28 protein-coding genes and 1 tRNA gene are annotated in these 26,408 nt (G+C 55.3%); 15 read left to right on the plus strand and 14 right to left on the minus strand.

The window, feature by feature from the left end:
* Window positions 1-13: 13 nt before the first annotated feature.
* The 5 genes from iscU to trmJ all read right to left on the minus strand — a co-directional run bounded on the left by iscU (window position 14) and on the right by trmJ (window position 4,029).
* On the minus strand, window positions 14-400 hold the full coding sequence (gene iscU, locus ACA051_RS23985; RefSeq protein WP_003443374.1) for a Fe-S cluster assembly scaffold IscU: 387 nt from the start codon (window positions 398-400) through the stop codon (window positions 14-16).
* Between the two features lie 84 nt (window positions 401-484).
* Window positions 485-1,699, minus strand: a complete 1,215-nt coding sequence (locus ACA051_RS23990; RefSeq protein WP_497305242.1) for an IscS subfamily cysteine desulfurase — start codon at window positions 1,697-1,699, stop codon at window positions 485-487.
* Window positions 1,700-1,749: 50 nt separating this feature from the next.
* Window positions 1,750-2,241 carry a Fe-S cluster assembly transcriptional regulator IscR gene (gene iscR, locus ACA051_RS23995; RefSeq protein WP_007903581.1) on the minus strand — a complete coding sequence of 164 codons (492 nt, stop codon included), beginning with the start codon at window positions 2,239-2,241 and terminating at the stop codon, window positions 1,750-1,752.
* A gap of 238 nt (window positions 2,242-2,479) precedes the next feature.
* Window positions 2,480-3,256, minus strand: coding sequence for a serine O-acetyltransferase (gene cysE / locus ACA051_RS24000; protein WP_033061461.1), 777 nt, complete (start codon window positions 3,254-3,256; stop codon window positions 2,480-2,482).
* A 2-nt stretch (window positions 3,257-3,258) separates the two neighbouring features.
* The gene (trmJ, locus tag ACA051_RS24005) at window positions 3,259-4,029 is read right to left on the minus strand and encodes a tRNA (cytosine(32)/uridine(32)-2'-O)-methyltransferase TrmJ (protein ID WP_010457884.1); all 771 of its coding nucleotides are present in this window, start codon (window positions 4,027-4,029) and stop codon (window positions 3,259-3,261) included.
* Window positions 4,030-4,175: 146 nt separating this feature from the next.
* Here trmJ and suhB point away from each other — a divergent pair, with 146 nt between their 5' ends.
* A complete protein-coding gene (suhB, locus tag ACA051_RS24010; protein WP_137218382.1) occupies window positions 4,176-4,994 on the plus strand; it encodes a type III secretion system regulator SuhB in 819 nt (272 codons plus the stop codon).
* A 103-nt stretch (window positions 4,995-5,097) separates the two neighbouring features.
* Window positions 5,098-6,323, plus strand: a protein-coding gene (locus ACA051_RS24015) for an IS3 family transposase (protein WP_497303223.1) whose coding sequence is annotated in 2 segments (ribosomal slippage) — window positions 5,098-5,449 and window positions 5,449-6,323 — 1,227 coding nt in all. Because the reading frame shifts where the segments join, the coding sequence is not laid out codon by codon here.
* A 236-nt stretch (window positions 6,324-6,559) separates the two neighbouring features.
* Here ACA051_RS24015 and ACA051_RS24020 read toward each other — a convergent pair.
* The 6 genes from ACA051_RS24020 to queA form a co-directional block, all read right to left on the minus strand.
* Entirely contained in the window at window positions 6,560-7,108 is a 549-nt protein-coding gene (locus ACA051_RS24020) for a glycine zipper 2TM domain-containing protein (protein WP_027922743.1), read from the minus strand.
* Between the two features lie 120 nt (window positions 7,109-7,228).
* On the minus strand, window positions 7,229-8,143 hold the full coding sequence (gene secF, locus ACA051_RS24025) for a protein translocase subunit SecF (protein WP_497305245.1): 915 nt from the start codon (window positions 8,141-8,143) through the stop codon (window positions 7,229-7,231).
* Between the two features lie 9 nt (window positions 8,144-8,152).
* Window positions 8,153-10,021 carry a protein translocase subunit SecD gene (secD, locus tag ACA051_RS24030; protein WP_497372189.1) on the minus strand — a complete coding sequence of 623 codons (1,869 nt, stop codon included), beginning with the start codon at window positions 10,019-10,021 and terminating at the stop codon, window positions 8,153-8,155.
* Window positions 10,022-10,085: 64 nt separating this feature from the next.
* The gene (gene yajC, locus ACA051_RS24035; protein WP_007916913.1) at window positions 10,086-10,424 is read right to left on the minus strand and encodes a preprotein translocase subunit YajC; all 339 of its coding nucleotides are present in this window, start codon (window positions 10,422-10,424) and stop codon (window positions 10,086-10,088) included.
* Window positions 10,425-10,467: 43 nt separating this feature from the next.
* On the minus strand, window positions 10,468-11,583 hold the full coding sequence (gene tgt, locus ACA051_RS24040; protein ID WP_191635033.1) for a tRNA guanosine(34) transglycosylase Tgt: 1,116 nt from the start codon (window positions 11,581-11,583) through the stop codon (window positions 10,468-10,470).
* A 14-nt stretch (window positions 11,584-11,597) separates the two neighbouring features.
* Window positions 11,598-12,647: a tRNA preQ1(34) S-adenosylmethionine ribosyltransferase-isomerase QueA gene (queA, locus tag ACA051_RS24045; protein ID WP_497372191.1), complete on the minus strand. Its 1,050-nt coding sequence runs from the start codon at window positions 12,645-12,647 to the stop codon at window positions 11,598-11,600.
* A gap of 107 nt (window positions 12,648-12,754) precedes the next feature.
* On the opposite strand from queA, the gene ACA051_RS24050 reads away from it, so the two are divergent.
* The 13 genes from ACA051_RS24050 (at window position 12,755) to ACA051_RS24110 (ending at window position 22,281) form a co-directional block, all read left to right on the plus strand.
* Window positions 12,755-12,839: transfer RNA gene (locus tag ACA051_RS24050), tRNA-Leu, on the plus strand.
* A 165-nt stretch (window positions 12,840-13,004) separates the two neighbouring features.
* A complete protein-coding gene (locus ACA051_RS24055) occupies window positions 13,005-14,246 on the plus strand; it encodes a tyrosine-type recombinase/integrase (RefSeq protein WP_497372193.1) in 1,242 nt (413 codons plus the stop codon).
* Between the two features lie 246 nt (window positions 14,247-14,492).
* Window positions 14,493-15,431 carry a hypothetical protein gene (locus ACA051_RS24060; RefSeq protein WP_497372195.1) on the plus strand — a complete coding sequence of 313 codons (939 nt, stop codon included), beginning with the start codon at window positions 14,493-14,495 and terminating at the stop codon, window positions 15,429-15,431.
* Window positions 15,432-15,514: 83 nt separating this feature from the next.
* Window positions 15,515-15,769, plus strand: a complete 255-nt coding sequence (locus ACA051_RS24065; protein WP_007903543.1) for a helix-turn-helix transcriptional regulator — start codon at window positions 15,515-15,517, stop codon at window positions 15,767-15,769.
* A complete protein-coding gene (locus tag ACA051_RS24070; protein WP_497372197.1) occupies window positions 15,766-16,374 on the plus strand; it encodes a hypothetical protein in 609 nt (202 codons plus the stop codon). Before ACA051_RS24065 ends, ACA051_RS24070 begins: the two co-directional genes overlap by 4 nt.
* Complete coding sequence (locus ACA051_RS24075; protein WP_497372199.1) at window positions 16,371-16,676, plus strand: hypothetical protein; 306 nt, start codon at window positions 16,371-16,373, stop codon at window positions 16,674-16,676. The genes ACA051_RS24070 and ACA051_RS24075 overlap by 4 nt, the downstream gene beginning before the upstream one ends.
* Before the next feature lie 48 nt (window positions 16,677-16,724).
* Window positions 16,725-17,207, plus strand: a complete 483-nt coding sequence (locus ACA051_RS24080; protein WP_497375662.1) for a hypothetical protein — start codon at window positions 16,725-16,727, stop codon at window positions 17,205-17,207.
* Window positions 17,204-17,488 (plus strand): hypothetical protein, encoded by a 285-nt coding sequence (locus ACA051_RS24085; RefSeq protein ID WP_497372201.1) that lies wholly within the window; start codon window positions 17,204-17,206, stop codon window positions 17,486-17,488. Before ACA051_RS24080 ends, ACA051_RS24085 begins: the two co-directional genes overlap by 4 nt.
* The gene (locus ACA051_RS24090; protein ID WP_497372203.1) at window positions 17,485-17,757 is read left to right on the plus strand and encodes a DUF3077 domain-containing protein; all 273 of its coding nucleotides are present in this window, start codon (window positions 17,485-17,487) and stop codon (window positions 17,755-17,757) included. Before ACA051_RS24085 ends, ACA051_RS24090 begins: the two co-directional genes overlap by 4 nt.
* On the plus strand, window positions 17,754-20,660 hold the full coding sequence (locus ACA051_RS24095) for a DUF927 domain-containing protein (RefSeq protein WP_497372205.1): 2,907 nt from the start codon (window positions 17,754-17,756) through the stop codon (window positions 20,658-20,660). Before ACA051_RS24090 ends, ACA051_RS24095 begins: the two co-directional genes overlap by 4 nt.
* A 91-nt stretch (window positions 20,661-20,751) precedes the next feature.
* Window positions 20,752-21,696 carry a chromosome segregation protein SMC gene (locus ACA051_RS24100; RefSeq protein WP_497372207.1) on the plus strand — a complete coding sequence of 315 codons (945 nt, stop codon included), beginning with the start codon at window positions 20,752-20,754 and terminating at the stop codon, window positions 21,694-21,696.
* The gene (locus ACA051_RS24105) at window positions 21,659-21,847 is read left to right on the plus strand and encodes a hypothetical protein (RefSeq protein WP_497372209.1); all 189 of its coding nucleotides are present in this window, start codon (window positions 21,659-21,661) and stop codon (window positions 21,845-21,847) included. Before ACA051_RS24100 ends, ACA051_RS24105 begins: the two co-directional genes overlap by 38 nt.
* Before the next feature lie 68 nt (window positions 21,848-21,915).
* Complete coding sequence (locus ACA051_RS24110; RefSeq protein WP_497375630.1) at window positions 21,916-22,281, plus strand: histone-like nucleoid-structuring protein, MvaT/MvaU family; 366 nt, start codon at window positions 21,916-21,918, stop codon at window positions 22,279-22,281.
* A gap of 245 nt (window positions 22,282-22,526) precedes the next feature.
* Here the strand turns inward: ACA051_RS24110 and ACA051_RS24115 are convergent, their stop codons facing one another.
* Genes ACA051_RS24115 through ACA051_RS24125 form a run of 3 tightly spaced genes read right to left on the minus strand, consistent with a single transcriptional unit; the run spans window position 22,527 to window position 25,969 of the window.
* Window positions 22,527-23,468 (minus strand): hypothetical protein, encoded by a 942-nt coding sequence (locus ACA051_RS24115; protein WP_497372211.1) that lies wholly within the window; start codon window positions 23,466-23,468, stop codon window positions 22,527-22,529.
* A gap of 56 nt (window positions 23,469-23,524) precedes the next feature.
* On the minus strand, window positions 23,525-24,823 hold the full coding sequence (locus ACA051_RS24120; protein WP_497372213.1) for an anti-phage protein: 1,299 nt from the start codon (window positions 24,821-24,823) through the stop codon (window positions 23,525-23,527).
* Window positions 24,824-25,969, minus strand: a complete 1,146-nt coding sequence (locus ACA051_RS24125; protein WP_497372215.1) for a nucleoid-associated anti-phage protein — start codon at window positions 25,967-25,969, stop codon at window positions 24,824-24,826.
* Window positions 25,970-26,408 lie beyond the last annotated feature (439 nt).

Here is a 26,408-nt window from a genome sequence, read left to right on the forward strand (position 1 = left end):
CGTCGCTTAATGCTTAGATCAAGCCTTTCTTCTGCTTGTAGTCGCGAACGGCCGCTTTGATAGCGTCTTCAGCAAGTACGGAGCAGTGAATTTTGACTGGCGGCAGGGCCAGCTCTTCGGCCAGTTGAGTGTTCTTGATGGTCTCTGCTTCATCCAGAGTCTTGCCTTTCATCCACTCGGTCGCCAGGGAGCTGGAGGCGATCGCCGAACCGCAACCGTAGGTCTTGAACTTGGCGTCTTCGATGATGCCTTGTTCGTTGACCTTGATCTGCAGGCGCATCACGTCGCCGCACGCCGGAGCGCCGACCATGCCGGTGCCGACATCAGGGTCTTCCGCGTCCATCTTGCCGACGTTGCGCGGGTTTTCGTAGTGGTCGATGACCTTTTCGCTGTAAGCCATGATTCTTAATCCTCACTCATCAGAGAGTCGCTCTTGAGCCCTGAAAACCTTGGTTTTGCAGGGCCGGTTTGCGGCGACTTGAAATCAGTGTGCCGCCCACTCGATTTTCGAAATGTCGACACCGTCTTTGTACATGTCCCACAGCGGCGACAAGGTGCGCAGCTTGGTAACGGCCTCGCAGACTTTCTGCGCGGCGTAGTCGATTTCTTCTTCGGTGGTGAAACGTCCGAAGGTGAAGCGGATCGAGCTGTGTGCCAGTTCGTCGTTGCGGCCCAGGGCGCGCAGCACATACGAAGGCTCGAGCGATGCCGAGGTGCAGGCCGAACCGGACGAAACCGCCAGATCCTTGAGCGCCATGATCAGCGACTCGCCTTCAACATAGTTGAAGCTCAGGTTCAGGTTATGCGGTACGCGGGCGGTCATGCTGCCGTTGATGTACAGCTCTTCCAGGCCTTCGACCTGCTTGAAGAAACGGTCGCTCAGGGCTTTGATACGGATGTTCTCGGCTGCCATGTCTTCCTTGGCTACGCGGAACGCTTCACCCATGCCGACGATCTGGTGGGTCGCCAGGGTGCCGGAACGCATGCCACGCTCGTGACCGCCGCCGTGCATGGTCGCTTCGATGCGAACACGCGGCTTGCGGCTGACGTACAGCGCGCCGATGCCTTTAGGGCCGTAGGTTTTGTGGGCAGAGAACGACATCAGGTCGACTTTCAGCTTCGACAGGTCGATCTCGACCTTGCCGGTGGACTGAGCAGCGTCGACGTGGAACAGGATGCCCTTGGAGCGGGTCAGTTCGCCGATGGCTGCGATGTCGTTGATGGTGCCGATTTCGTTGTTCACGTGCATGACCGAAACCAGGATGGTGTCGTCGCGCAAGGCGGCTTCGATCATCTCTGGTGTGACCAGGCCGTCGGTGCGAGGCTCGAGGTAGGTGACTTCGAAGCCTTCACGCTCCAGTTGGCGCATGGTGTCGAGGACAGCCTTGTGCTCAATCTTGGTGGTGATCAGGTGTTTGCCTTTGGTCGCATAGAAATGCGCCGCACCCTTGATTGCCAGGTTATCGGACTCGGTGGCACCGGAGGTCCAGACGATTTCACGCGGATCGGCGTTGACCAGGTCGGCGACTTGACGACGAGCGTTTTCGACGGACTCTTCAGCTTTCCAGCCGAACACGTGGGAACGGGACGCCGGGTTACCGAAGTTTCCGTCGACCAGCAGGCATTCACTCATCTTTTGCGCAACACGCGGATCAACCGGGGTGGTCGCAGAGTAATCAAGGTAAATCGGCAATTTCATGGACTATCTCCTAATCAGGCTGGCTGGCGTACCGCTTTGCTCTCTGGCTGTCATTCGACGGCGGACGCTTCAATCTTGTCCAGGCGTGGCGCCTTGCTGTTGCAACGGCGCTGGTCCTGACGCTGGGCTACTTCTTGCACCTCACGGCGAGTTACAAGGTCAGCCAAGCTGATACCGCTCAGAAATTCGTGAATCTGCAGGCTCAGATCGCACCACAAGTGGTGGGTCAGGCAGGTGTCGCCTTGATGGCAATCACCCTGGCCTTGGCATTTGGTCGCATCGACCGATTCGTTCACCGCATCGATCACCTGGGCGACCTGGATGCCCTGCATGTCGCGGGACAGTTGGTAGCCGCCGCCCGGACCACGAACGCTGGAGACCAGATTGCTGCGGCGCAATTTGGCGAAAAGCTGTTCGAGGTAGGACAGGGAGATGCCTTGGCGCTCGGAGATATCGGCCAGAGACACCGGCCCGTGCTGCGCGTGCAACGCCAGGTCGAGCATGGCGGTTACGGCGTATCGGCCTTTTGTAGTCAGTCGCATGGACAATTACCACGGAGTTCGGAATGGGGCGAGTATGCAATTCCCGAGTATTTAAGTCAACTATAAGACCTAGTACTTTAGTCAGGATTACCCGCAAAAGAGCGCGCGCATCATAGCAAAGGCTGGCGGCGTACAGCCAGCAATTGCGCGTTATCGTTCTTCGCGGGCAAGCCTCGCTCCTACAGGATCGGCGCAACCGTGTAGGAGCGAGGCTTGCCCGCGAAGGGGTCGGCGCGGTTTAACTGGCCTGGCTCTGATCCTTGTCCTTCACACAGGCAAAGTCTTCCTCGCGAAGCTCAGGCAGATCTTTCGCACAGTAATTGCTGCCCAGATCCTTCAACGCCCCGCACATCCCCTCCAGACGACCATCGACCGCCTGCAGGTGATCGAGCAATTGGTTAATAGCCCGCGCCACCGGGTCCGGCATGTCTTCGCCAACACCGTAGGCATCGAAACCGATCTTCTCGGCCATGGCCTTGCGCTTGGCGTCCTGCTCTTCATCGGACTTGACGATGATCCGCCCCGGAATCCCGACCACCGTCGCCCCGGCCGGAACCGCCTTGGTAACGACGGCGTTGGAGCCGACCTTTGCGCCCGCGCCCACCGTGAAAGGACCGAGCACCTTGGCGCCCGCCCCGACCACCACGCCATCTTCCAGCGTCGGATGACGCTTGCCCTTGTTCCAGCTGGTGCCGCCGAGGGTTACACCCTGATAAAGGGTGACATCGTTGCCGATCTCGGCGGTCTCACCGATGACGATGCCCATGCCATGGTCAATAAAGAAGCGACGCCCGACCTTGGCGCCCGGATGGATCTCGATCCCGGTCAGCCAGCGACCGAAGTTCGACACCAGCCGCGCCAGCCACTTCCAGCCCATGCCCCACAAGGCCGATGACAGGCGATGGATCCAGATGGCATGCATGCCGGGGTAGCAGGTCAGGACTTCAAAGGCGTTGCGCGCTGCCGGGTCACGATGGAAAACACTCTGGATATCTTCACGCAAACGCTCGAACATTTTTAATCCTTCCGCTTTAGAAGCTCGCCACGGGCCGCTTTCTGGGTTTCCGTGAGGATGCCACGCAATATATTCATTTCCGCCCGGCTCACCGAGCTGCGACCGTACAACCGGCGCAGGCGCGCCATTAAGTGCCGTGGTTTTTCCGGATCGAGGAATTCGATGGCCACCAGGGTCTGCTCCAGATGCTCATAGAATCGCTCCAGCTCATCCATGGTCGCCAGCTCACCACTTTTAGTGGACGCCACCTCATCCTTCTCGACCTTGCTCGGCTGGCCTTGGGCCGCGAGCCAGGACATGCGCACTTCATAACTCAACACCTGCACCGCAGCCCCAAGGTTCAGCGAACTGAACTCAGGGTCAGATGGGATGTGCACGTGATAATGACATCGCTGCAGCTCTTCGTTGGTCAGGCCGGAATCTTCACGACCAAAGACCAAGGCAATCTCGGCGCCCGACGCGGCTTCCTCGACCACTTTCACACCGCATTCGCGGGGATCGAGCAACGGCCAGGGAATGCGACGGTCACGGGCGCTGGTGCCAAGAACCAGATTGCAGCCGACCAGGGCATCTTCCAAGGTGGCGACGACTTGCGCGTTTTCAAGGATGTCCCCGGCGCCGGAAGCACGGGCATCGGCCTCGTGGTGCGGGAACAACCGCGGTTCGACCAGCACCAGCCGCGACAGGCCCATGTTCTTCATGGCACGCGCAGCCCCGCCGATGTTGCCGGGGTGGCTGGTATTGACCAGGACGACACGAATGTTATGCAGCACGGGAGGCAATCTCGCACACAGAATTGGGGAGCAGAATCTTACAGCTCAACCTACCGTTAAGCTATGAAAGCGAACACCAACCTTCACCTGTAGAAAAGTTCTGATAGAATGCCCGGCTTTCTTTAACAACCTTAGGTGACACATCCATGCAGCCCATGCTGAATATCGCGCTGCGCGCCGCCCGCAGCGCCAGTGAATTGATCTTCCGCTCCATCGAGCGCCTGGATACCATCAAGGTCGACGAAAAAGACGCCAAGGATTACGTATCCGAGGTGGATCGCGCCGCCGAACAGAAAATCATCGACGCGCTGCGCAAGGCCTACCCGAATCACTCGATCCGGGGTGAAGAAACCGGCATGCACGCCGGCACCGGGATCGAAGGCGAAGAATACCTGTGGATCATCGATCCGCTGGACGGCACCACCAACTTCCTGCGCGGCATTCCTCACTTCGCCGTCAGTATCGCCTGCAAATACCGCGGCCGCCTGGAGCACGCTGTTGTTCTGGACCCGGTTCGCCAGGAAGAATTCACCGCCAGCCGTGGTCGCGGCGCTCAACTGAACGGTCGTCGCCTGCGCGTCAGCGGCCGCACCAGTCTGGACGGCGCCCTGCTGGGTACCGGCTTCCCGTTCCGCGACGACCAGATGGACAACCTCGACAACTACCTGGGCATGTTCCGCGCCCTGGTGGGCCAGACCGCCGGCATCCGCCGTGCAGGTTCGGCGAGCCTGGACCTGGCCTACGTGGCTGCCGGCCGTTTCGACGCCTTCTGGGAGTCGGGCCTGTCCGAGTGGGACATGGCGGCAGGCGCCCTGCTGATCCAGGAAGCCGGCGGCTTGGTGAGCGACTTCACCGGCGGCCACGACTTCCTTGAAAAAGGCCATATCGTTGCCGGTAACACCAAGTGCTTCAAGGCAGTATTGACGGCGATCCAGCCGCACCTGCCGGCTTCGCTGAAGCGCTAAGCCACTGCCCCCAAAAAAAAGCACCCTTCGGGGTGCTTTTTTTATGCCTGTGTCTCGTCCTGAATAAGGTTTACACCTTCTGGCTTTTTATCAGGAAGGTGCAATGGATACGGGCGCAAAACGTAGTCAGCGCGATTACACGCTGACTTTTAAATTGTCGGTTGTCGACCAAGTAGAAAAAGGCGAGTTGAGTTATAAAGAGGCTCAGCGGCGTTATGGGATTCAAGGTCGGTCGACGGTGTTGGTCTGGTTACGCAAGCATGGTCGACAAGATTGGAGCCAAGGCGCCTCCATTCGTACGCAGAGGACTCGACCGATGGACGAGCCAACTTTGCCTTTGACCCCCGAGCAGAGAATCAAAGAGCTTGAGGAGCAACTGGCACTAGCAAATCAGAAAGCCAAATTCTTTGAAGATGTGGTTGATGTCCTGAAGAATGACTACGGCGTATCCATTGTAAAAAAGCGGCCCGGCAAGTCGTTGCGCAAACCCAAACCCTGAGTGTCAGCAGGGCTTGCCAGTTTATGGGGATCAGTCGCCAAGCCTTTTACAAGCGTGATCGCGTCTATCGGGCGCGAGTCGATCAAGATCAGAAACTCATCAAGTTTGTGCAGGCAATCCGAGTGCGCCAACCCTGCATTGGCGCACGCAAGCTCCAGTCATTGATGCACGCGGAGCATGAGAAACCTGAGTTGCATGTTGGCCGGGATCGCTTGTTTGAAGTGCTGCGCGAGCACCGGCAGTTGGTTCGCAGGAAACGGGCGTATCACAAGACGACCGACAGCCATCATCACTTTCGCTGCCATCCCAATCTGCTAAAGCCAGGCCCGCAGCAAGTCGTTGCAACCGGTCCGGAACAGGTCTGGGTGGCCGATATTACTTACCTGTCCACCCAGCGTGACGATCCGGTCTACCTGAGCCTGGTCACAGATGCCTTCTCAAGAAAAATTGTCGGTTATCACGTGCATGGCAGCCTGCATGCCGACTCGGTGGCCCAAGCCTTACGCATGGCGTTAAAGACACGTCGAACACGTCAGAAACTGGTCCATCACTCGGATCGAGGAGTCCAGTACTGCTCGGCGCTGTATCAAAAGCTCCACGCCAAGCATGGCATCACGTGTTCGATGACGGATGGCTACGACTGCTACCAAAACGCCTTGGCAGAGCGGGTCAACGGCATCTTGAAAACAGAACTATTACTCCACCGGCCGACAGACTTGGCGCAAGCGGAGCAAATGGTGCGAGAAGCGATCCTGATCTACAACCAGGAACGCCCGCACCTGTCCTTAAAATACAAAACGCCCGATGCGGTGCATCGGGCGTTGGGGTGAAACAGGTGTAAACCTATTTCAGGACTAGACACTGGAATCCACCCCTGCCACACCACAGACCCAATGTAGGAGTGAGCCTGCTCGCGATAGCGATGCATCAGTCACCACCTGTTTCGAATGATAGATTGCTATCGCGAGCAGGCTCACCCCTACAAGGGTTAGCGGTGTCGCTTAAATCGTGGACACAAAAAAAGCACCCCGCAGGATGCTTCTTTTTGAATCTGAAACCCCACTATTTAGCGGTTCTCTTCATTCTGCGACAGGACCAGTTTGCCTTCCTTGTCGACCGGAATCTGGTTGCCCGGATCACGATCCATCCGCACTTTGCCTTCCTTGCCATCCAGCGAGTAACGAACGTCGTAACCCACCACTTTGTCGCTGATGTCATTCACCGTGTTACAACGGGTTTGAGTCGTGGTGTAGGTATCACGCTCCTGCATGCCTTCCTGCACCTTGTTGCCCGCATAACCGCCACCGACCGCACCGGCCACTGTAGCGATTTTCTTGCCCGTACCACCACCGATCTGATTGCCCAACAGGCCACCAGCCAAGGCGCCGACCACCGTACCGGCAATTTGGTGTTGATCTTTCACCGGCGCTTGCCGGGTCACTGCTACATCCTTGCACACTTCACGTGGCGTCTTGATTTGTGTCTTGACCGGTTCAACGGCTAGCACTTGCGCATACTCAGGGCCGCTTTTAACCAGGCTGTAGGTGGCAACAGCACCCCCGGCAGTTACACCGACAGCACCCAATACCGCACCAACCAGCAACGACTTGTTCACATGAACCTCCTGACCATCACATGCGGGCAAAGCCCGCGCTTCTCCCAGCCTTGGAGCATAAAAAAAGGCGCGAGTTCAACTCGCGCCTTTTTGGGCTGACAGCTGGAAAAGCGATGGCCGTTATGGACGGTCGTCGATTTCCTTCTCGCTCGCCGCAGGAGGAATCAAATCCTCGCTGTTCAGGTTCAGCCAGATCAGCACCACGTTCGCGATGTAGATCGACGAGTAAGTACCCGCCAGAACACCGATAAACAGGGCAATGGAGAAGCCGAACAGGTTGTCGCCACCGAAGAACAACAGGGCCGCGATCGCCAGCAAGGAGGAGATCGACGTCGCCATGGTCCGCAGCAGGGTTTGCGTGGTCGAGATGTTGATGTTCTCGATGAGGCTGGCCTTGCGCAGTACCCGGAAGTTCTCACGAACCCTGTCGAATACCACGATGGTGTCGTTGAGCGAGTAACCAATGATCGCCAATACCGCCGCCAGCACCGTCAGGTCGAAGGTAATCTGGAAGAACGACAGGATACCGACGGTCACGATCACGTCGTGGATCAGCGAAACGATGGCACCGACCGCAAACTTCCACTGAAAGCGGAAAGCCAGGTAGATCAGGACACCGCCCAGCGCCATCAGCATGCCGAGGCCGCCCTGGTCGCGCAGTTCTTCACCGACCTGAGGACCGACAAACTCGACACGCTTGACCGTCGCCGGGTTGTCGCCGCCAACCTTCAGCAGCGCTTCTGCCACTTGATGGCCCAGCTGCGGGTCTTCACCCGGCATGCGTACCAGCAAATCGGTAGTCGCACCGAAGCTCTGCACGATCGCCTCGTTATAACCCGAGGTGACCAGTTGCTCACGCACCTTGGTGACATCGGCCGGACGATCGTAGGTCAGCTCGATGAGCGTACCACCGGTGAAGTCCAGACCCCAGTTCATGCCCTTGGTGGCGACACTGAACAAAGCCAGTACGGTAAGGAACAATGTGACGCCGAACGCAACGTTGCGAACGCCCATGAAGTTGATTGTACGTAACATGGCAGCCCCTTAAATCCACAACTTCTTGAAGTCACGACCGCCGAAGATCAGGTTGACCATCGCGCGGGTCACCATAATGGCCGTGAACATCGAGGTAAAGATCCCGAGGGACATGGTCACTGCGAAACCTTTGACCGGGCCGGTGCCCATCGCAAAGAGAATCCCGCCGACCAGCAACGTTGTCAGGTTGGAGTCGAGGATCGCGGTAAATGCCCGGCTGAAGCCTTCGCTGATTGCCCGTTGTACGGTCATGCCCGCCGCGATCTCTTCACGAATCCGCGAGAAGATCAGTACGTTGGCATCGACCGCCATACCCATGGTCAATACGATACCGGCGATACCCGGCAGGGTCAGCGTTGCACCCAGCAGCGACATCAGGGCCAGCAGCAACACCATGTTCACCGTCAGAGCGACGGTGGCGATGATGCCGAAGAAGCGGTAGATGGCGATGATGAACAGCGAAACAAACAGCATGCCCCACAGCGATGCATCGACACCCTTGGTGATGTTGTCCGCACCCAGGCTCGGGCCAATGGTGCGCTCTTCAGCGAAGTACATCGGTGCAGCCAGACCACCGGCACGCAACAGCAGCGCCAGTTCGGACGACTCACCCTGACCGTTCAGGCCAGTGATGCGGAATTGAGCACCCAGCGGCGACTGGATGGTCGCCAGGCTGATGATCTTCTTCTCTTCCTTGAAGGTTTGAACCGCTACGTCTTTCTCAACGCCGTTCACCATTTGCTTGGTGTACGTGGTGACTGGACGCTGCTCGATGAAGATCACCGCCATGCTGCGGCCAACGTTGCTGCGAGTCGCACGACTCATCAGCTCGCCACCGTGACCATCCAGACGGATGTTCACTTCTGGCGTACCTTGCTCGCCGAAGCCAGCCTTGGCGTCAGTCACCTGGTCACCGGTGATGATCAGGCCACGCTCGATCTGTGCCGATGGACGATTACCTTCACGGAACTCAAAAGTCTCGGAAGTGGCTTTCGAAGCGCCCGGCTCAGCAGCCAGACGGAACTCAAGGTTGGCCGTCTTGCCGAGGATACGCTTGGCTTCTGCGGTGTCCTGCACGCCTGGCAGCTCAACCACGATGCGGTTGGCGCCCTGACGTTGAACGATCGGCTCGGCAACACCCAGCTCGTTGACGCGGTTACGTACCGTGGTCAAGTTCTGCTTGATGGAGTATTCACGGATTTCCGCCAGCTTGGCCGGGGTCATCGCCAGACGAAGCACCGCCTGACCATTGAGGTCGGCCGGAACAATGTCGAAATCGTTGAAGTTCTTGCGGATCAGTGCACGGGCCTGTTCGCGGGAAGCTTCATCACTGAAACCCAGCTGAATGGCGCCGTTGAGTTGCGGCAGGCTGCGATAACGCAGTTTCTCTTTACGCAACAGGCTCTTCACATCGCCTTCGTACACTTTCAAGCGTGCGTCGAGGGCTTTGTCCATGTCCACTTCGAGCAGGAAGTGCACACCACCGGACAAGTCCAGACCCAGCTTCATCGGGTGCGCGCCCAGGCTGCGCAGCCATTGCGGGGTGGTTTGTGCCAGGTTCAGTGCAACGACGTAGTCATCACCCAACGCCTTGCGCACGACGTCTTTGGCCGGCAGCTGATCTTCAGCCTTGGTCAGACGAATCAGACCGCCCTTGCCGTTCGCAGCCAGCGTGGCTGCCTTGACGTTGATCCCGGATTCCTTGAGCGCAATGCTCACACGGTCCAGATCAGCCTGATTGACTTGCAGCGCAGTGCTTGCACCGCTGACCTGAATGGCCGGGTCATCAGGATATAAATTGGGAGCGGAATAAATCAGACCGACCGCCAGCACCGCCAGGATCAGAATGTATTTCCACAGAGGGTATTTGTTCAGCATCACGCCGCCCGTTTATGACGCGGGGCGCCTTGCGCGCCCCGTCGATTGAATATGAAGTTGAAACTTAGATCGCTTTCAGCGTGCCTTTTGGCAGCGTGGCGGCAATGGCGCCTTTCTGGAATTTCATTTCGACAGTGTCGGAAACTTCCAGAACCACGAAATCATCAGCCACTTTAGTGATCTTGCCGGCGATGCCGCCGGTGGTCACAACTTCGTCGCCTTTCTGCAGGCTGCTCAGCAGGTTCTTCTGCTCTTTGGCGCGCTTGGCCTGTGGACGCCAGATCATCAGGTAGAAGATGACCAGGAAACCGACCAGGAAAATCCACTCAAAACCGCCACCCATTGGGCCGGCAGCAGCAGGTGCAGCAGCGTCAGCCATGGCATTAGAGATAAAAAAGCTCATTTAGCACTCCAGTTGCAAATGTTGAATCTTGGGGTCAGAAAACTCAGTCCAAAGGCGGAACAGGTAACCCGCGTTTGGCGTAGAAGGCATCGACAAAGGCGGCCAATGTACCCTGTTGAATAGCCTCGCGCAAACCAGCCATAAGCACTTGATAATGACGCAAGTTATGGATGGTATTGAGCATGCTCCCCAGCATTTCGCCGCACTTGTCCAGGTGATGCAGATAAGCGCGGGAGAAGTTCTGGCAGGTATAGCAATCGCAGGTCGGATCGAGCGGCGAATCATCATGGCGATGGAACGCGTTTCGGATCTTCAGCACACCAGTATCAATGAACAGATGCCCATTGCGGGCATTACGGGTTGGCATCACGCAATCGAACATGTCCACACCGCGGCGCACACCCTCAACCAGATCTTCCGGTTTGCCAACGCCCATAAGGTAACGAGGTTTGTCAGCCGGCATCTGACCCGGCAGGTAATCCAGCACCTTGATCATCTCGTGCTTGGGCTCACCCACCGACAGACCGCCGATGGCCAGGCCATCGAAGCCGATCTGGTCGAGGCCTTCCAGGGAGCGCATGCGCAAATCCTGGTGCATGCCGCCCTGAACGATGCCGAACAGCGCCGCCGTGTTGTCGCCATGGGCTTCTTTGGAACGCTTGGCCCAACGCAACGACAGCTCCATGGAAATACGTGCGACGTCTTCGTCGGCCGGGTACGGGGTGCATTCGTCGAAAATCATCACGATGTCCGAGCCCAGGTCACGCTGGACCTGCATCGACTCTTCCGGGCCCATGAACACTTTGGCGCCGTCGACCGGAGAAGCGAAGGTCACGCCCTCCTCCTTGATCTTGCGCATCGCGCCCAGGCTGAACACCTGAAAACCGCCGGAGTCGGTCAGAATCGGGCCTTTCCACTGCATGAAATCGTGCAGGTCGCCGTGCTTCTTGATCACTTCGGTGCCAGGACGCAGCCACAAGTGAAAGGTATTACCCAGAATGATCTCCGCGCCGGTCGCGACGATATCCCGCGGCAGCATGCCCTTGACGGTGCCATACGTGCCCACCGGCATGAAGGCCGGGGTCTCGACGGTACCGCGTGGAAAGGTCAAACGACCGCGACGAGCCTTGCCGTCAGTAGCAAGCAACTCAAACGACATACGACTTTGGCGACTCATTCTTTGTCCTCAGGGCCACGTGGTGCGGGGTTACGGGTGATAAACATCGCATCACCGTAGCTGAAAAAGCGGTATTCATGCTCCACAGCGGCTTTATAAGCGGCCATGGCTTCGGGATAACCGGCGAACGCCGAAACCAGCATCAACAGCGTGGATTCGGGCAAATGAAAGTTGGTGACCAGGGCATCGACCACATGAAACGGCCGGCCCGGGTAGATGAAGATGTCGGTGTCGCCACTGAACGGCTTGAGCACGCCATCGCGCGCGGCGCTTTCCAGCGAACGCACGCTGGTGGTCCCCACCGCCACCACGCGACCACCGCGAGCCCGGCAAGCCGCGACGGCATCGACCACGTCCTGGCCGACTTCCAGCCATTCGCTGTGCATGTGGTGGTCTTCGATCTTCTCGACGCGCACCGGCTGGAACGTGCCCGCCCCCACGTGCAAGGTCACGAACGCCGTCTCGACGCCCTTGGCGGCAATCGCCTCCATCAGCGGCTGATCGAAATGCAGCCCCGCCGTCGGCGCCGCCACCGCGCCCAGGCGCTCGGCGTACACCGTCTGATAACGCTCGCGGTCCGAGCCTTCATCCGGACGATCTATATAAGGAGGCAACGGCATGTGCCCGACGCGGTCGAGCAGCGGCAACACCTCTTCGGCAAACCCCAGCTCGAACAACGCATCATGACGCGCCAGCATTTCAGCCTCGCCACCGCCGTCGATCAGGATCTTCGAACCCGGTTTCGGCGACTTGCTGGATCGCACATGGGCCAGCACGCGATGACTGTCGAGCACCCGCTCCACCAGAATCTCCAGCTTGCCGCCGGAAGACTTCTGGCCAAACAGCCGCGCCGGAATCACCCGGGTATTGTTGAACACCATCAAATCGCCCGGGCGCAAATGCTCGAGCAAATCAGTGAATTGACGGTGCGCCAGGGCGCCGCTGACCCCATCCAGGGTCAACAGGCGACTGTTGCGACGCTCGGCCAAAGGGTGGCGAGCAATCAGCGAATCAGGGAGTTCGAAAGTAAAGTCAGCAACGCGCATGATGGGGTTCGTCTAGCAGGGGCCGGAAGTCTAGCCGAAATAGTGAAAATTCTCTATGTACCTGATTGACCGACGGTAATCTCATCTCTATACTTCGCCGCCATTGAGCCCTGATGGCGGAATTGGTAGACGCGGCGGATTCAAAATCCGTTTTCGCAAGAAGTGGGAGTTCGAGTCTCCCTCGGGGCACCATATAGCAGTATCTGAAAGTCTCTACCAGACTCTCAGACCCAAAGAAACCGGCCACTTGAGCCGGTTTTTTTGTGTCTGGCTATCTACTTCTGTATCCCCTTATCCGTTGTATCCCTGTATCCCTGCTTGTATCCTGACAAAAATACCGAACTTTGGGATACAAGGATGAAGCGCGCAGACATCAAGCGCCGCCCTCTCGCAGACACTACGCTTGCGGGATTGGAGCCGGAATCAAAGGAATACCGAGAGCTGGACGGAAACGGCCTCTACTTAAGGGTTAAACCTGATGGAGGCAAGTCTTGGCAGCTTCGCTACAAACGTCCGGCGGGCAATTGGGCTTGGATGGGGCTTGGGGGTTACCCGGAAGTAAGCGGTGCATTGGCACGGGACAAAGCGGCCGATCTACGCAAAATCGTCAGTAGCGGTGCCGATCCTCTCGAACAGAAGAGATCTGCCAAAGCAGCCATTAACGCTGCCAAGACTCGAACCTTTCGAGCGGCTGCTGAAGCTTGGCTGAAGGCCAAAGAAGAAAAGGGCCTCGCTACCTCCACCCTCAACAAAATCCGCACCTACCTCGACAAAGACATACTCCCAGCATTGGGAGATAAGCCCCTCGATGAAATCACCCGTACAGACTGCGCGAATCTTCAGGCATCCCTCGAAGCCCGAAACGCACACAACGTGGCGGAAAAGTGTCGCACCTGGGTCAACCAGATCTTCGGCCGTGCTATCGGCTTAGGACTTACTGAAAACGATCCGGGCAGCCGCCTTCGTGACATTGCAGCGCAGGCCCCTAAGACTCAGCAACACCCACACTTGCTGGAACCTGAACTGGCTGAATTCCTTCACGCACTCAAAAACACTCCGAGCAGACTGACAGCCCGCACAGCTGCATGGCTTTGTTTATGGACAGCATCGCGCCCGGGAATGGTTCGCCTGGCTGAATGGAAAGAGTTCGACCTTGAGAAAGCCATGTGGACTACGCCTGCCGCCAAGATGAAGATGCGTCGGGATTTTGTGTGCCCTTTGCCCCACCAAGCTGTTACTACCCTTAAGGAACTGCAATGCCTAACAGGACGGAGTCGCTGGCTTTTCCCCGGAGTAGGAGCCAAGAACCCGACCATCAGTGAAAACACAATAAACAAAGTCTTCGCAACCATCGGCTACAAAGGTCGCCTCGTTGGGCATGGTACTCGACACACAGCGAGCACGTTACTTCGAGAACATGGCTGGCCGAAGGAGCATGTTGAAGCGCAGCTAGCACACAAGGAAGAAGGTATTTCAGGGGTCTATAACAAAGCTCAATACTTAGAGCAGCGCGTAACGATGATGCAGTGGTATGCCGATCATCTTGATGGACTTGCAGTCGGCAATGTGGTGCAAGGCCAGTTTGGAAAGGCAATATGACTTCCCTTCCTCGCACCCACTGCAAAACCAGTGTAACGCGTGTTACAGGTGTAACAAATAACGTTAACTCACTGTTTTTATTGCATTATTTTCTAGTTACACGCAGCACAATACCGTCCCCCTCTATGTGTAACATCTCTGAGTCGTGTAACAGGATTCAAACCCCTTCACTCCCGCTGGCGGCCTCTCCATATGACGCGCGCCGCTGCGACAACACACCGTTTTCGGGGCGACGGGGGAGCCAGAATGGATATTGAACTGGACACTGAATTAGCGGAGCTGGAAATTGCAGGAGTCGACGTCGAATGCCTAATTAGGGACATGGACGATATCGAAACTGCAGTTCTAGAGTTAGCGCTGTACCCGCAGTTCACCTACTATTTTCGAGAAGCATTCGATCTTATCAACGCCGCCACTTCATTCTGGCTTGATGATGGCGCCTACGCGCTGTGTGCCGAGCGCGTCACAGGAACCTTGTTTCGACTCCGTGACGTAATCGATGAACATGCTAGTGCTACGGAAGCCGGCTCATTGCCAAATGTGATTCGACACCTCCCAGGCTTCAATCATCAGGCGACGGACTCGCAACTGGTCGCGGCCTTCGCCCTAGTGCTCGGCACCCAAGCATTGGAGGTCCTCGCGAATTGGCTATTCGAGCTTGAGCTTGCGACTTACGACATTGATGCCGACCTGATAGAGCAACTGAGAAATGAATCGCCGCGCCAGTACCTCGCCCTCATCGAGAAAGAACGATACCGACGTAGCGGACTTGAAATTCAAGCACGAGAGCAATTCGCTGTTTTTATGGGAGAGGCTAATCAGACGCTGTTAATGGCAAATTTTTATCAACAAGTGGAGCACATGGATGTATCCAAAAATGGTTTCAACACATCAAGTCTAATGCACCGAATGCTCGACGAAGCTTTCTCAGCGAAAGCAACGAGGCGTGGCCAAGAAGCAGGTAAAGGCAACCTAGACCCCAGCTCAAAAACACAAACGGAAGCCATGGATCGACGGTCAAAAATCAAGGCTGCCGCAGAAACGATTATTGATGGACGCAAGATTGAGAAGCGAAGCCTCAGCGATGCGGAGCTAACCAACCTTCTTTTCGATCAAACAGTACATGGCACAAAAAAAACCATTCGAGAGCATTTGACCGCCCTAGGCCTCAGACCCTTGAAATAAAAAAAGGGAACAGACACAGTCCGTTCCCTCTCCCCTCCGTAGCGTATGACCTGTTGTCTCTATTCACACAGGTTTAGATCGCTATGACTACCCAACTAAAAACCATCGCCTCGCACGACCCCGCTACGACGCTCATTCGTATGCCGGAGGTCATCTCAATCGTAGGGCTCGCACGCCCGACCATCTACAAGCTCATGCGCCAACCTGAGAGCGGATTCCCGCTGCCAGTGAAGCTGAGTAACAGCAACGCCCGAAGTGCTCCAGTTGCATGGGTATTGGGAGAGGTACAGGCGTGGACACGAGCGCGTATCGCCGCCCGTGACCTGGTGGCAGCATGAAGCGCAACTACTGCCCATTCAACGGGCCGTTTCTCGACTCGTACAGCATCGGATTCCGCCTCTATCAGCCCGGAGCGATCAACTGGCGTCATCGCACCATCGCGGGCGTGAGCTGGAACGGCGAAGACCAGGAAGCGTTCTTTTTCACCCCTGACGGTCTCGTGCTTCCACTCAGAGCCAACCCTTGGGAGCTGCCAGAACTGATCCGTAAAAATGCGGTGCGCAGAAAGTTTTCGAGCGTCTACGGCACCGGCTATTTCGCCATGAGCGAAAGCCGTCTTGCTTCACTGAAAACGCGAGGCATGACCGACTGGGTCACCTACTGGCTGGTGGATCAATCGGCTGGGTACGCGAACGATCCGGCGGTATGGCAACGCATCACGGATGCCGATCTCGCCGTGGAAAAAACCGGTACCGAGAACCTTCACAAAAGCATGCGATTGACCTCGGATCTGACCGAGTACGTGGATGAATGCTTGGCACAACGTCGCGATGTGATGGCCGTCGAACACCGCCGACGTTGCGCCGAAGACAGCAAGATTTTGGCTTGGCTCAAGGGCGAAACGCCACCGCCGCTGTTCGCCTTGGCGCAGGAGGCAGCATGAAACAAAAGATCGCTGATAACGCTCTGATGCATCCGTTTTCGGTACTGCGCCGGATTGGTTTTTCGCCCCGCCTCATGCAGCGCCTTGAGCGCTATCGCAGCCAACAGGACAAACAAGGTCGAGTGGTCAGTGTAATCAGCTGGGCCGACGGCACCTGGTGTGCCCTCGCCCTCCACTGCGAAAAAATCGGAGCCGTGATCGCCGACGAAGGCCAGCAAACGCAAGCCTACGAAGATGCACGATCGATGCTCAGCGGTGGCTTCCTGCCCCTCCTTTCCCTGCGCTGGGAAGCCCACGCCTGAAATGAAAACGCCTCCGGGGGCGATCCGGAGGCGTTGAGGTCAATCTACATGCACGAACAATTTATGCCGCACCTGAAAATTCCGCAAGTTATCAACGCAGTTGCACTTTCCAAAAACGGACGTTACTCTTCGGCCGTCGCTGCAAATTCAGCGACCGGGCTTGGTAACCCGATCAAGTTGGCGCACGAGCGTCCCCATTTGAAAGCAGGCGCTTTTTTTGTGCCCGCATTTCTGTTTTGCGGTGGCTGTGCGTGGGAGACCCTCGGGTCTGCCGGGTGCCAACTTTCCCGGTTTACCAACCTGCGCACAGCTGCCACCCATTCGCTTGGTAACGAACGTGGCAGCTCCAAACTAAAGTTGGAGTTCCATCTCATGCACGCCTTCAATCCGTTCAAAAATCGCGCCGCTGCACACCGTGCAATGGCTCTCGCCGCTTTACACGCAAACTCCAGTCTCGCTACACGACTCTCCCGCTACAACAGCCACATGGCCAAAGCCCGCGCACTCGAAACCGCAGGCGGTGCCCAATGAACAACGCCCTTAGGTTTGCTCTACCTGAAGACCTGCTTTGCGTTAACCCTGCCGCAAGCGCCGGAGTGCCGATTGACGCTATCACCTGCGCCATTGATCGCGCCGACTCGGTGCTGACGTTGCTTGAAGATCACTTTGAAAGCGACTCCTCGCGCCTTGCCAATCACGTCATTGCGGCCGTCCTATGGGACGTGCGCGGCACCCTTGGTTTGATTAAGACGCTGACCTTGCACGGCGATTCCACCTCGATGCCTGCTGTGCAGAAAGGCGGTGCGCTATGACCACCTCCACCACGCTGGGGCACGCCACCTTTACTCGCGTGAACGCCACCGACTTGAAGTTATTCCGGGTCAATGCCGGAGTACCGGTCGAGGATGCATTGGAGATGGTTTCCCTGCTGCAGCATCACGCCAACCAACTCAACTTCGACGCCGCCATGAGTGACAGCGGTGAGCGTTTCAGTTGGCCTGCTTTGTACCTTGGCGAGATGGCCAAAGCCCTGATCGATGACATCAACGACGCACTGTTTCTGTCGAGGGCTGACACATGAGCCAGCGCCCGAACAGCAACAAAAAACGCCCAAGCTTCGCCGACGTGAAAGCCGCCGCGCTGAAAGACATTGATCGTGTCTTGTCGCACTGGCTGCCCAACGGCAAGCGCGTCGACGGCGGCAAGGAATACACCGCTCCGAATCCAACCCGTAGCGATAAGCGCTCCGGTTCGCTCAAGATCAGTTTGAGCAAGGGCACTTGGTCCGACTTTGCCACCGGCGACAAGGGCGGCGACCTGATCGATCTGGTGCGCTATCTGGACGGCGGCACGGACGTCGAAGCCTGCAATAAACTGGCAGACCTGCTCAACGTATCGCCCGGCGCCGCCAACGCGAAGCTAGCGCCTGCCAAGGCAAAAGCGCCTGAGTGGAGTGCCATTCAGTCGATCCCGGCCGAGGCCATGAACAAGTGCCCGGCCAAGCATCGGCAGCACGGCGTGCCTTCCAAGGTGTGGATCTACCGCGATGCTCAGGGCCAGCCGCTCATGGCGCTCTACCGCTTCGACCTCGCCCCTGACGAGGACGGCAAACCGAAGAAGGTCTTTGCACCCCTGACATGGTGTCAGCGCACCGATGGCCAAACCACGCAATGGCGCTGGCAGGGCCTGCCCGATCCGCGTCCACTGCTGCGCCTTGATGAACTCGTTCAACGCGCTGACGCACCGGTAGTTCTGTGCGAAGGCGAGAAAGCTGCCGATGCCGCGGCAGAACTGATGCCGGGCCACGTGGCCACCTGCTGGCCGAACGGTTCCAACTCCTGGCACAAAGCCGACCTGACACCGCTCAAAGGTCGCGATGTATTGTTGTGGCCAGACAATGACGTCAGCGGTACAGCCTGCATGAAAACCGTAGCCGACAAGCTGCGCGAGATCGGCGCCGCGTCGGTGCGAGTCATCGCGCTAGAGGTGTTCAAGCGCAAGCCCACACTGAAGAACGGCGCCGCTGACTTCGTTAAAGGTGGTCAATGGGACGACGGCGACGATGCAGCCGATGCGCTTGCCAAAGGCTGGACAGCGCCCCACTTCACCAATCTGGAAAGCAGCGGTGAACTGTTCGGTTTAGTTGTGGAAAAATCGGAGCCTGAGCAGGCCAAGGCTAGCCCGGAACCGAAGGCAAAAGCACCAGCCAAGCGTCCCTCGAAGCCAAAGAATGACCTGATGCCCGGTGGCTTTCGCCTCACGTCAGAAGGCGTGTTTTATGCAGGCGACGACGGCGAAGCGCGGCCGGTGTGTTCGCCTCTGGAAATCCTAGCTCGCACCCGCGACGACAAAGGCCAGAACTGGGGCCTATTGGTCGAGTTCGACGATCCCGACGGCGCCAAAAAACGCTGGAACATCCCGGCGCGCACCATGACCGGCGACTTCGGCAAAGACGTACTTGGCCCATTGGTAGACATGGGGTTGCGTCTGGCCGGTAGTCGGTCCGGACGCAATGCACGCAACGACCTGCAAAGTTACCTCGGCGGATTCGACAGCGCGCAACGGGCACGACTGGTCACTCGCTTGGGCTGGCACGACAGCGCTTTTCTACTGCCAGAGCAACAGGTCGGCGCGCACAGCGAACACCTGCACTTTTACGAGGCCGGTTCTCAGCTTCCGCCGATCAGCGAAGCGGGCACGCTTGAGCAGTGGCAGGAGCAGATCGGCGCACTGTGCGTCGGCAATCATCGATTGGCGTTTGTCGTCGGCGTGGCTTTTGCGGGCCCCCTGCTACACATGCTTGGCCATGAATCGGGTGGCTTTCACTTATACGGCGACAGCTCGGGCGGCAAGACCACGCACCTGCAAGTTGCCGCCTCGATCTACGGCGGGCCACGTCTTGTACGTTCTTGGCGCTCCACCGACAACGCGCTCGAATCCATCGCCGCCGCGCATTCCGATGGCCTTCTGGTACTGGATGAAATCGGCATGTGCGACCCGCGCATCATCGGCGAAACGGTGTACATGCTTGGCAACGGCACCGGCAAGGCCCGCGCCAATGACCGAGGCCAAGCAGGCCGACAGGTACAGGAATGGCGTCTGCTGTTTCTCTCCACCGGTGAGAAGACACTGGCTCAGCACATGGCTGAGGCCAACAAGGAGCTGAAAGCGGGCATGGAGGTACGCATGCTCGCTGTCCCGGCCGATGCGAGCAAAGGCCTCGGCATGTTCGACACACTCAACGGTTTTGAGGATGCGGCGGCACTGGCCGACTCGCTGAAGGCACGGGTAGCGAAGTATTACGGCACACCGCTTACCGCCTTTCTCACGGCGCTGTGCGAACCGGGCAAGCGCCACGGTTGGTCCGCCATCCTACGCCGCACGCTGGAAGGGTTTATCGCCCAGTCGCTACCAGCCTCGGCCAGCGGACAGGCACACCGTGCCGCCGCACGTTTCGGCCTCGCGGCCGCAGCGGGTGAGCTGGCCACCGCGATGGGTATCACAGGCTGGCCGGACGGTACGGCCACCACCGCTGCTCGCGTCTGCCTCAACGCATGGATGAACGAGCGAGGCGGAGCCGGGAACTTCGAGGGTGATGCGATCTTGGCGCGGCTGCGCCAGGTCATTGAGCGCTTTGGCGAAAGTCGGTTTACCCGTTGGGAATCGGCAGCCGCAAAGATCGACGAACACGGCCCGCGCACCATCGACCGTCTCGGCTTTCGCAAGACGCTGGAGCACGGTTTGGGCGACTCCCTGCACACCACCAACACCTATTACGTGCTCCCCGAGTTATGGCGCTCGGAGATCTTCCGAGGCATGAACATCACTGCCGTGAACAAGGAACTGCTACAGCGCGGTGTTCTGGAGCCCGGAGGTGATGGCAAGGCATCGAGTTTGATCCGGTTGCCCGGTCTAGGCACGCAACGCTGCTACGTCGTGAAGACGATTCCGGGAATGGATGAGAGCGAGGCTCGGGCTGCCTGAGGGCATCTCTGCTGATTGAGGTAGCGCCGGCTTTCCCGGCCTCGCCAGCCACTCAACCAACCCACAATCGAATTGCACAGAGACTAAACAGATGAACGAGCTTCAAGACCTGAAAGACCAACGCGACCAATTGCGCAGCGAGGCTGAAACGCTGCATGCCGAAATGCTGCCACTCGAAACGGTGCTGGAAAGCGACGACGCTATCGAACCGGATCGCAAGCGCGAACTGCGGGACAAGTACAACGAATTGAAAGGCAAATTCGACTCGCGCAATCTCAATGCCGATCTGTTGGACCGGCGAATCAATCGCCGAGAAAACCTCGCCAATTGCGATTCCCTGATGACGGGTTACATCGAGGCCATGGATAACTGGAAGGCTGATGAGCAGGAGCTAAACGAAAAGCGCCACAGCCTGAGTACCCGCCTGGAACAGATCCAACAACAGGCGGTGGAGGATATGACCAAAGCCCGTCAGGCCGAAACGGACGCTGCCACTGCGTACGCGCAGGCCGTTGCGTGGGGTGACACCGAAGGCGAGAAAACTGCCAACGCCGACGCACAAAAGGCCGCGAAGAACCTGACAACCGCCGCTGAACATAACCGTCGGCAACTCTTGATCATAGCCGCGTTGGAGCAGGAGTTGCTCACCGTAGATAAATACATCTCAGAAGCACAGGTAAAGCATAAAGATATTGAGCGCACGGCTCTGTTGCTTTCGCACACGGTACTCGAAGAAAAATGGAATGAAGCCGCTAAAGCGTTGTTCGAGGCGGGCGGAAAGCTATGGGCGAGTTACAACCTGCTTGGCCGAGACCAGATAGGGCTGATGAAGCTTGCCGTTCCTGAACAAGGTGAAAACTTTGGGAAGTGGACGTGGGAAGAGCTGTCAGGTCGCTCACGCCAATACCGCGCGCGGGACTTAATCCAGCTCGACAGCCTGCCGGTACCGCAGCAGCCCGAAGATATGAACAATCCAGAACAACGCAGGGATGAACGTAATGAACAAACCAATACAGAACAGCGCGAGCTGGTCTGACACGCTCAAAACTCGAAAGGCGCATCTCAATGCCCTGCTGAAGACCATCAACGCAGGGCCGGGCAAAACCAGTCCGATCCAAACACTAACCATCAACGCGATTAAATCGGAGATGGCGCATATTGAAAGCCAACTGAATCGCCGGAAATAGTGCTGAACTTGTATCCACCGCTACTATCCTAATAATCACGTACAGCCAGTCAGAACAAGGAAATGAAAATGTCCAAACTCTCAGAATACCGTCAGCTGGAAAAACACCTCGCTGAGCAGCTCCAGGCACTGGAGGCACTGAAAGGTGATGACGGACTGAAGAAAGAAATTGAGTTCGAAACGAAGCTGCGCAAGCTCCTCGAGCACTACGGGTTCAGCCTGAAGCACATCATCAACATTCTAGAGCCGCAAACCCCGGCGCGGCGCCAAGCCGCAGCTCCGGCCGTCAGCACACGCAAGCCACGCGAACTAAAGGTCTACAAAAATCCGAACACCGGGGAAGTCATCGAAACCAAGGGTGGGAATCACAAGGCGTTGAAAGAGTGGAAAGCTGAGCACGGCGCCGATGTAGTTGAGGGATGGCTGAAGAAATAAAATAGCTTCACCTGAAAAAGGGCCCAGACGGGCCTTTTTTTTGTGCCTACGCTTAGAACAAAAAGGTCGACGTAATCTGATATGCCTTGTGTCGACCAAGTTTCACTACCGACGTTTTCTACGTGCGAAGTTAAATATCGCTTTGGGCTATAAGCAAACAGCAAACGCTCGATTGATCATTTCCTTGAACTATAATTGTCCAGACCATCGAATATCACAGCCATTAAATTACCCGAGCAAACCGGCTACGTATCGATTCCTTTTTTTTCTAACCAATGAAGAAATATATCTTTTTGTTTGCCATCAATAAAAAACCTAGCGACATCGTCCAGTCGTGATTCGAGTATAGTTTCGAAAGAGCGCGAGCAGCGTTTGTCGCGATGACCTAATGACAAGATATATTCTTCCCCTTTCGTTATATAATTACCATTACCAATAAATTCACATGTGCTGTGAGAAACAGCATCAATGCTGCATGCAAGTTGAGCTTGCCCCTGACGGCTCGACTCGTTCCAATTGAAACGCGGAGAGAACTGCAGCTTTGTCAATAACGTAATTATCTGATTAGCCCCATAATGTTGCTCATGCTGCCAATCACCAGTACTTCCAGCTGTTTTATACCAGCAAAACTCTTTAACTAACGAACCATCAAGGGGGTTCTTTATTACATTTACCGCGCCCTGCTTGAATGGACTATCGGCTAAAGTCGTCGAGTGTTCGTAAATAAAGTCATCAATAAATACTCTGCACCCTTTTCCAGACTTTTCCAAACCCACCGCACGAGTTACGGCGCCTCCTAAGATAAAATGGCCGATAGACCTATTGACTTTACTAGGCTCAACAATCTCACCGTAAGCGATCCCACCTCTAGACAGCAGTCCTAGACTTACGGAGCTCCACATAAATGATCGAGCCGCATCCAAAACAGCTACGACGTTCTCTGACCAAATATATGCGCAGTCAGAAAGCTGAGCGATTTTGACATCTTTATGAGAGGCATTGATTGATGCGAGGCAGGATCGAAACTCTGTCAGTAGCTGGCCACAAAATAGATTAGCGGAAGGAAGGGGTGAAGATGAAATCCCCCATACCTTAAAATCGTGTGCGCTGAGAGCGACTTGGTTTTGCGTTAATGCGCCAACTCCCAGCATATCTACAAAAAAAACTGCCCCTTGATATTGCCTCATATCGCACTCTCCAGCGCAAACTACGCAGACCAACTCATAAAGTTCGCCACTTAGATTTAACGAAACCCAACCCAATGCTTAAATCCAAGCTCAAAACTTAAATCACTTACAGAACTATACGATGGGATAGAGCCATAGAAAACACCAAAACAACTCACCACATAGATCAATAGTCGCTGAGCGTAAATAATAGCTTCAGGACTAGTAAGCACAGTATAGACAACACCAAGAAGAAAAATTGCAACAGACAAGTAGTTTATCAGCTTAAGCCTATTCACTGCCTTTTCAATCAGATTTAACAGTTTCTTCTTAGCTTCCTCGGCGCTGACTCTGACAGCATCTTCATTTTTAATTATTTCATATCTTTTAAGTGATCGCTGCACTTGATCCTTGAGCGCCCCATAAGCTTCGCAATGAATATTATTCGCCACAAAGGTCAAAAAACTCACACTGAGCAAGCCGGCACAAACAAATAGAAGTGAAAACAAATCTGCATTCTTTATTAGCGCTGCAATTGCGATCAACGCACCAGGAATTGCAAATGCTTTAGCCTGACTAGAAGATATTGAATCATTTATTTTTGAAATGTAATCCGTCGATTTTTCTTCGATCTCTGACAATAGCTTATTAACTGAAAATTTATGAAGATACACATCATAATTTTCATGATACTTTTTCTTTAGTCTAGCACCCTGTTTGAGCAACCATGCAGAAGTTGGCCCTGAGTGTTCCTCTTCCAATAACTCAGCGAGTGATGCCCTTAATACATCTCGCCTCTCTTTCTGATGCCCGTCCTCTATAGCAATTACTTCTGCCAAGCTAGCAATGTCTTTATCTTCTCCTAAACCTTTGAATCCCTCTAAAACCTGAGAAAAATCAATTCGACGAGGGTTCACTTCGTACATCTTCGCACCCTTCTCGGTGCTGATAAAAAAAACTAGTGTTGATTCTACCCCTTCGCTTCCTCCGTGATCCTTTAGTGAGGATAACAATGCTCGCCACTGAAAATAATATTTAATACTGCCGATAGCCTGACATTCAGGTTCTTGCCCGCTGAAAATCTTACCGTCGATAATGTAGAAGTTTTCGGGCAAATCTTTTCGAGCGAGTGAGTGCTGCCAAAAATCCATCATATTTGGATGGAATGGTGAATTGGCAGGCCAAGAATCGACACTTAAATTTAGCGACAGGTAGGAGTCTTCACCCGTTTTAGCAATAGACTGCTCACCCGTATAACCTAGATCACAGACAGCATTGTACAAGGCTTCCAGATGTTTTACGTCGGAGTACACTTCCAGATAACCATCATCTATCTGGAGCGTGGAAGCATCGAGCAACGAAGCTATCTGTCTCATTTAATTCTCAGTAGTTCCGATTGCCGAACGAATGTTTTCACGATCTTCAGGCGATAATGGGATCATAATGTATGTCAACTCTTCATCGACAATTACAGGCTTATTTGCACCCGAATAACCAATTGACTTAGCTTTGACAGAAACAGAGTAGTTATTCTGAAAATCCTTTATCTGGATTGACACTCCCTTGTTCAGTGCGTGCCTTGTAGCCTCGAATATTGAGTTAACTTGATGACCATTTTCGTTCGCATACTCCGAAAACTGCCCTACTGCAGCATGTCCATCCGGCAATTGCTTATCGATTATATGCTGGATATCTACCAAAGCGACTTGCTTGCCAATATTCTTCTCGATATGTTCGTAGACCTTCTCAGTTATTTTTTCTTGCACAGAGCTTTTTACAGCATTTGAAATTGAGAACTGTTTGATCGCTTCAAAAAGATTTGCAACGCTTTGCTTATTAGATACAGCGCTATCACACCCTAAAGCGGATTTAAAAAACTCTGACTTAGATCTACCTTCGATGAAGTGGAGATAAGCAGCCCCAGACTTCTCTGGGTAAATAGCTGAGAACAGCGTTAAATCGAACATGGCTGCCTGCCTCAGTGCATCAGTATCGATAGGCTGCAACCTCTTTGGCTCTAGGTTTTCTTCGTCAAATTCAAAAGCGCCTTTTTTATCCACCATTACTACCATCAGACGACCATAATCATCCTCGTCGCCAAACGTTTTATAATGAATAAAAACAAGATTTCCGCCCGAAAGAGACGCTCGCTCAGCCTCGTTAGCGAAACTTGTGAGCAGCCTCATCTCTGCTTTAGCAAAATCTCCGAACTCAAGATCGGCATCGATATACTTCTGCAGATTTTGTGGAGTCTGATTTGATGGGAGGCCAGAAAAATAGCTGTGAAATTTATTCTTCTTTCTAAACTTTTTTTCTACCTGCTCGATAAACTCTACAGTGGCAGGGTTTTTTAGGTTCCAGACTGTTCCCATTACGTACTTGAATGGCTTCCCTTGCAACTCTACATCTCGCTCTAACGAGGCAGTAATAGCTGCTACAATTTCAAAGCTAGGAGGAGAAGCTAAACCATCATCTATAGATTCAAGTTCACTTTGATTAACAGAAGTCGATAAAGTGTTCAAACTGTTACCCCCGCTTATTAGCCTGCAAGAATTCGACTCACAGGTCAGAAATTAAGACACGGGCATCGTTCGCAAACGCAACTGAAGGACATCCATGTCGGCATCTTTCTGTATACACCTCAAATGCATGATGGCCAAGCGGCACCAACGATTCCATTTAAGCTGTATGAATATACAGTATCTGCGTTTTTTTTCAACGTCAGCTCCCGGCAAGCGATGGTGCGCTTTTGGCCGCTCTCTGCCCCCTCTCGGCGGGTTGCGACAGGCGGGAGAAGGCCAAGAACCGGATGCTCAGTCAGGAGCACATCATTCTGAGTAGTCGCCTAACTCAGTTGCAGTGGAACGCGCCCTTCAACGCCAACAGGTCATCCGTCTCCCCCACCTGCCGCTGTCGCCAGCACTGCGCCCCAATCCGTGCCTGCACGTTATCACTCTAAAT

Source organism: Pseudomonas sp. LBUM1669, from assembly GCF_059695705.1.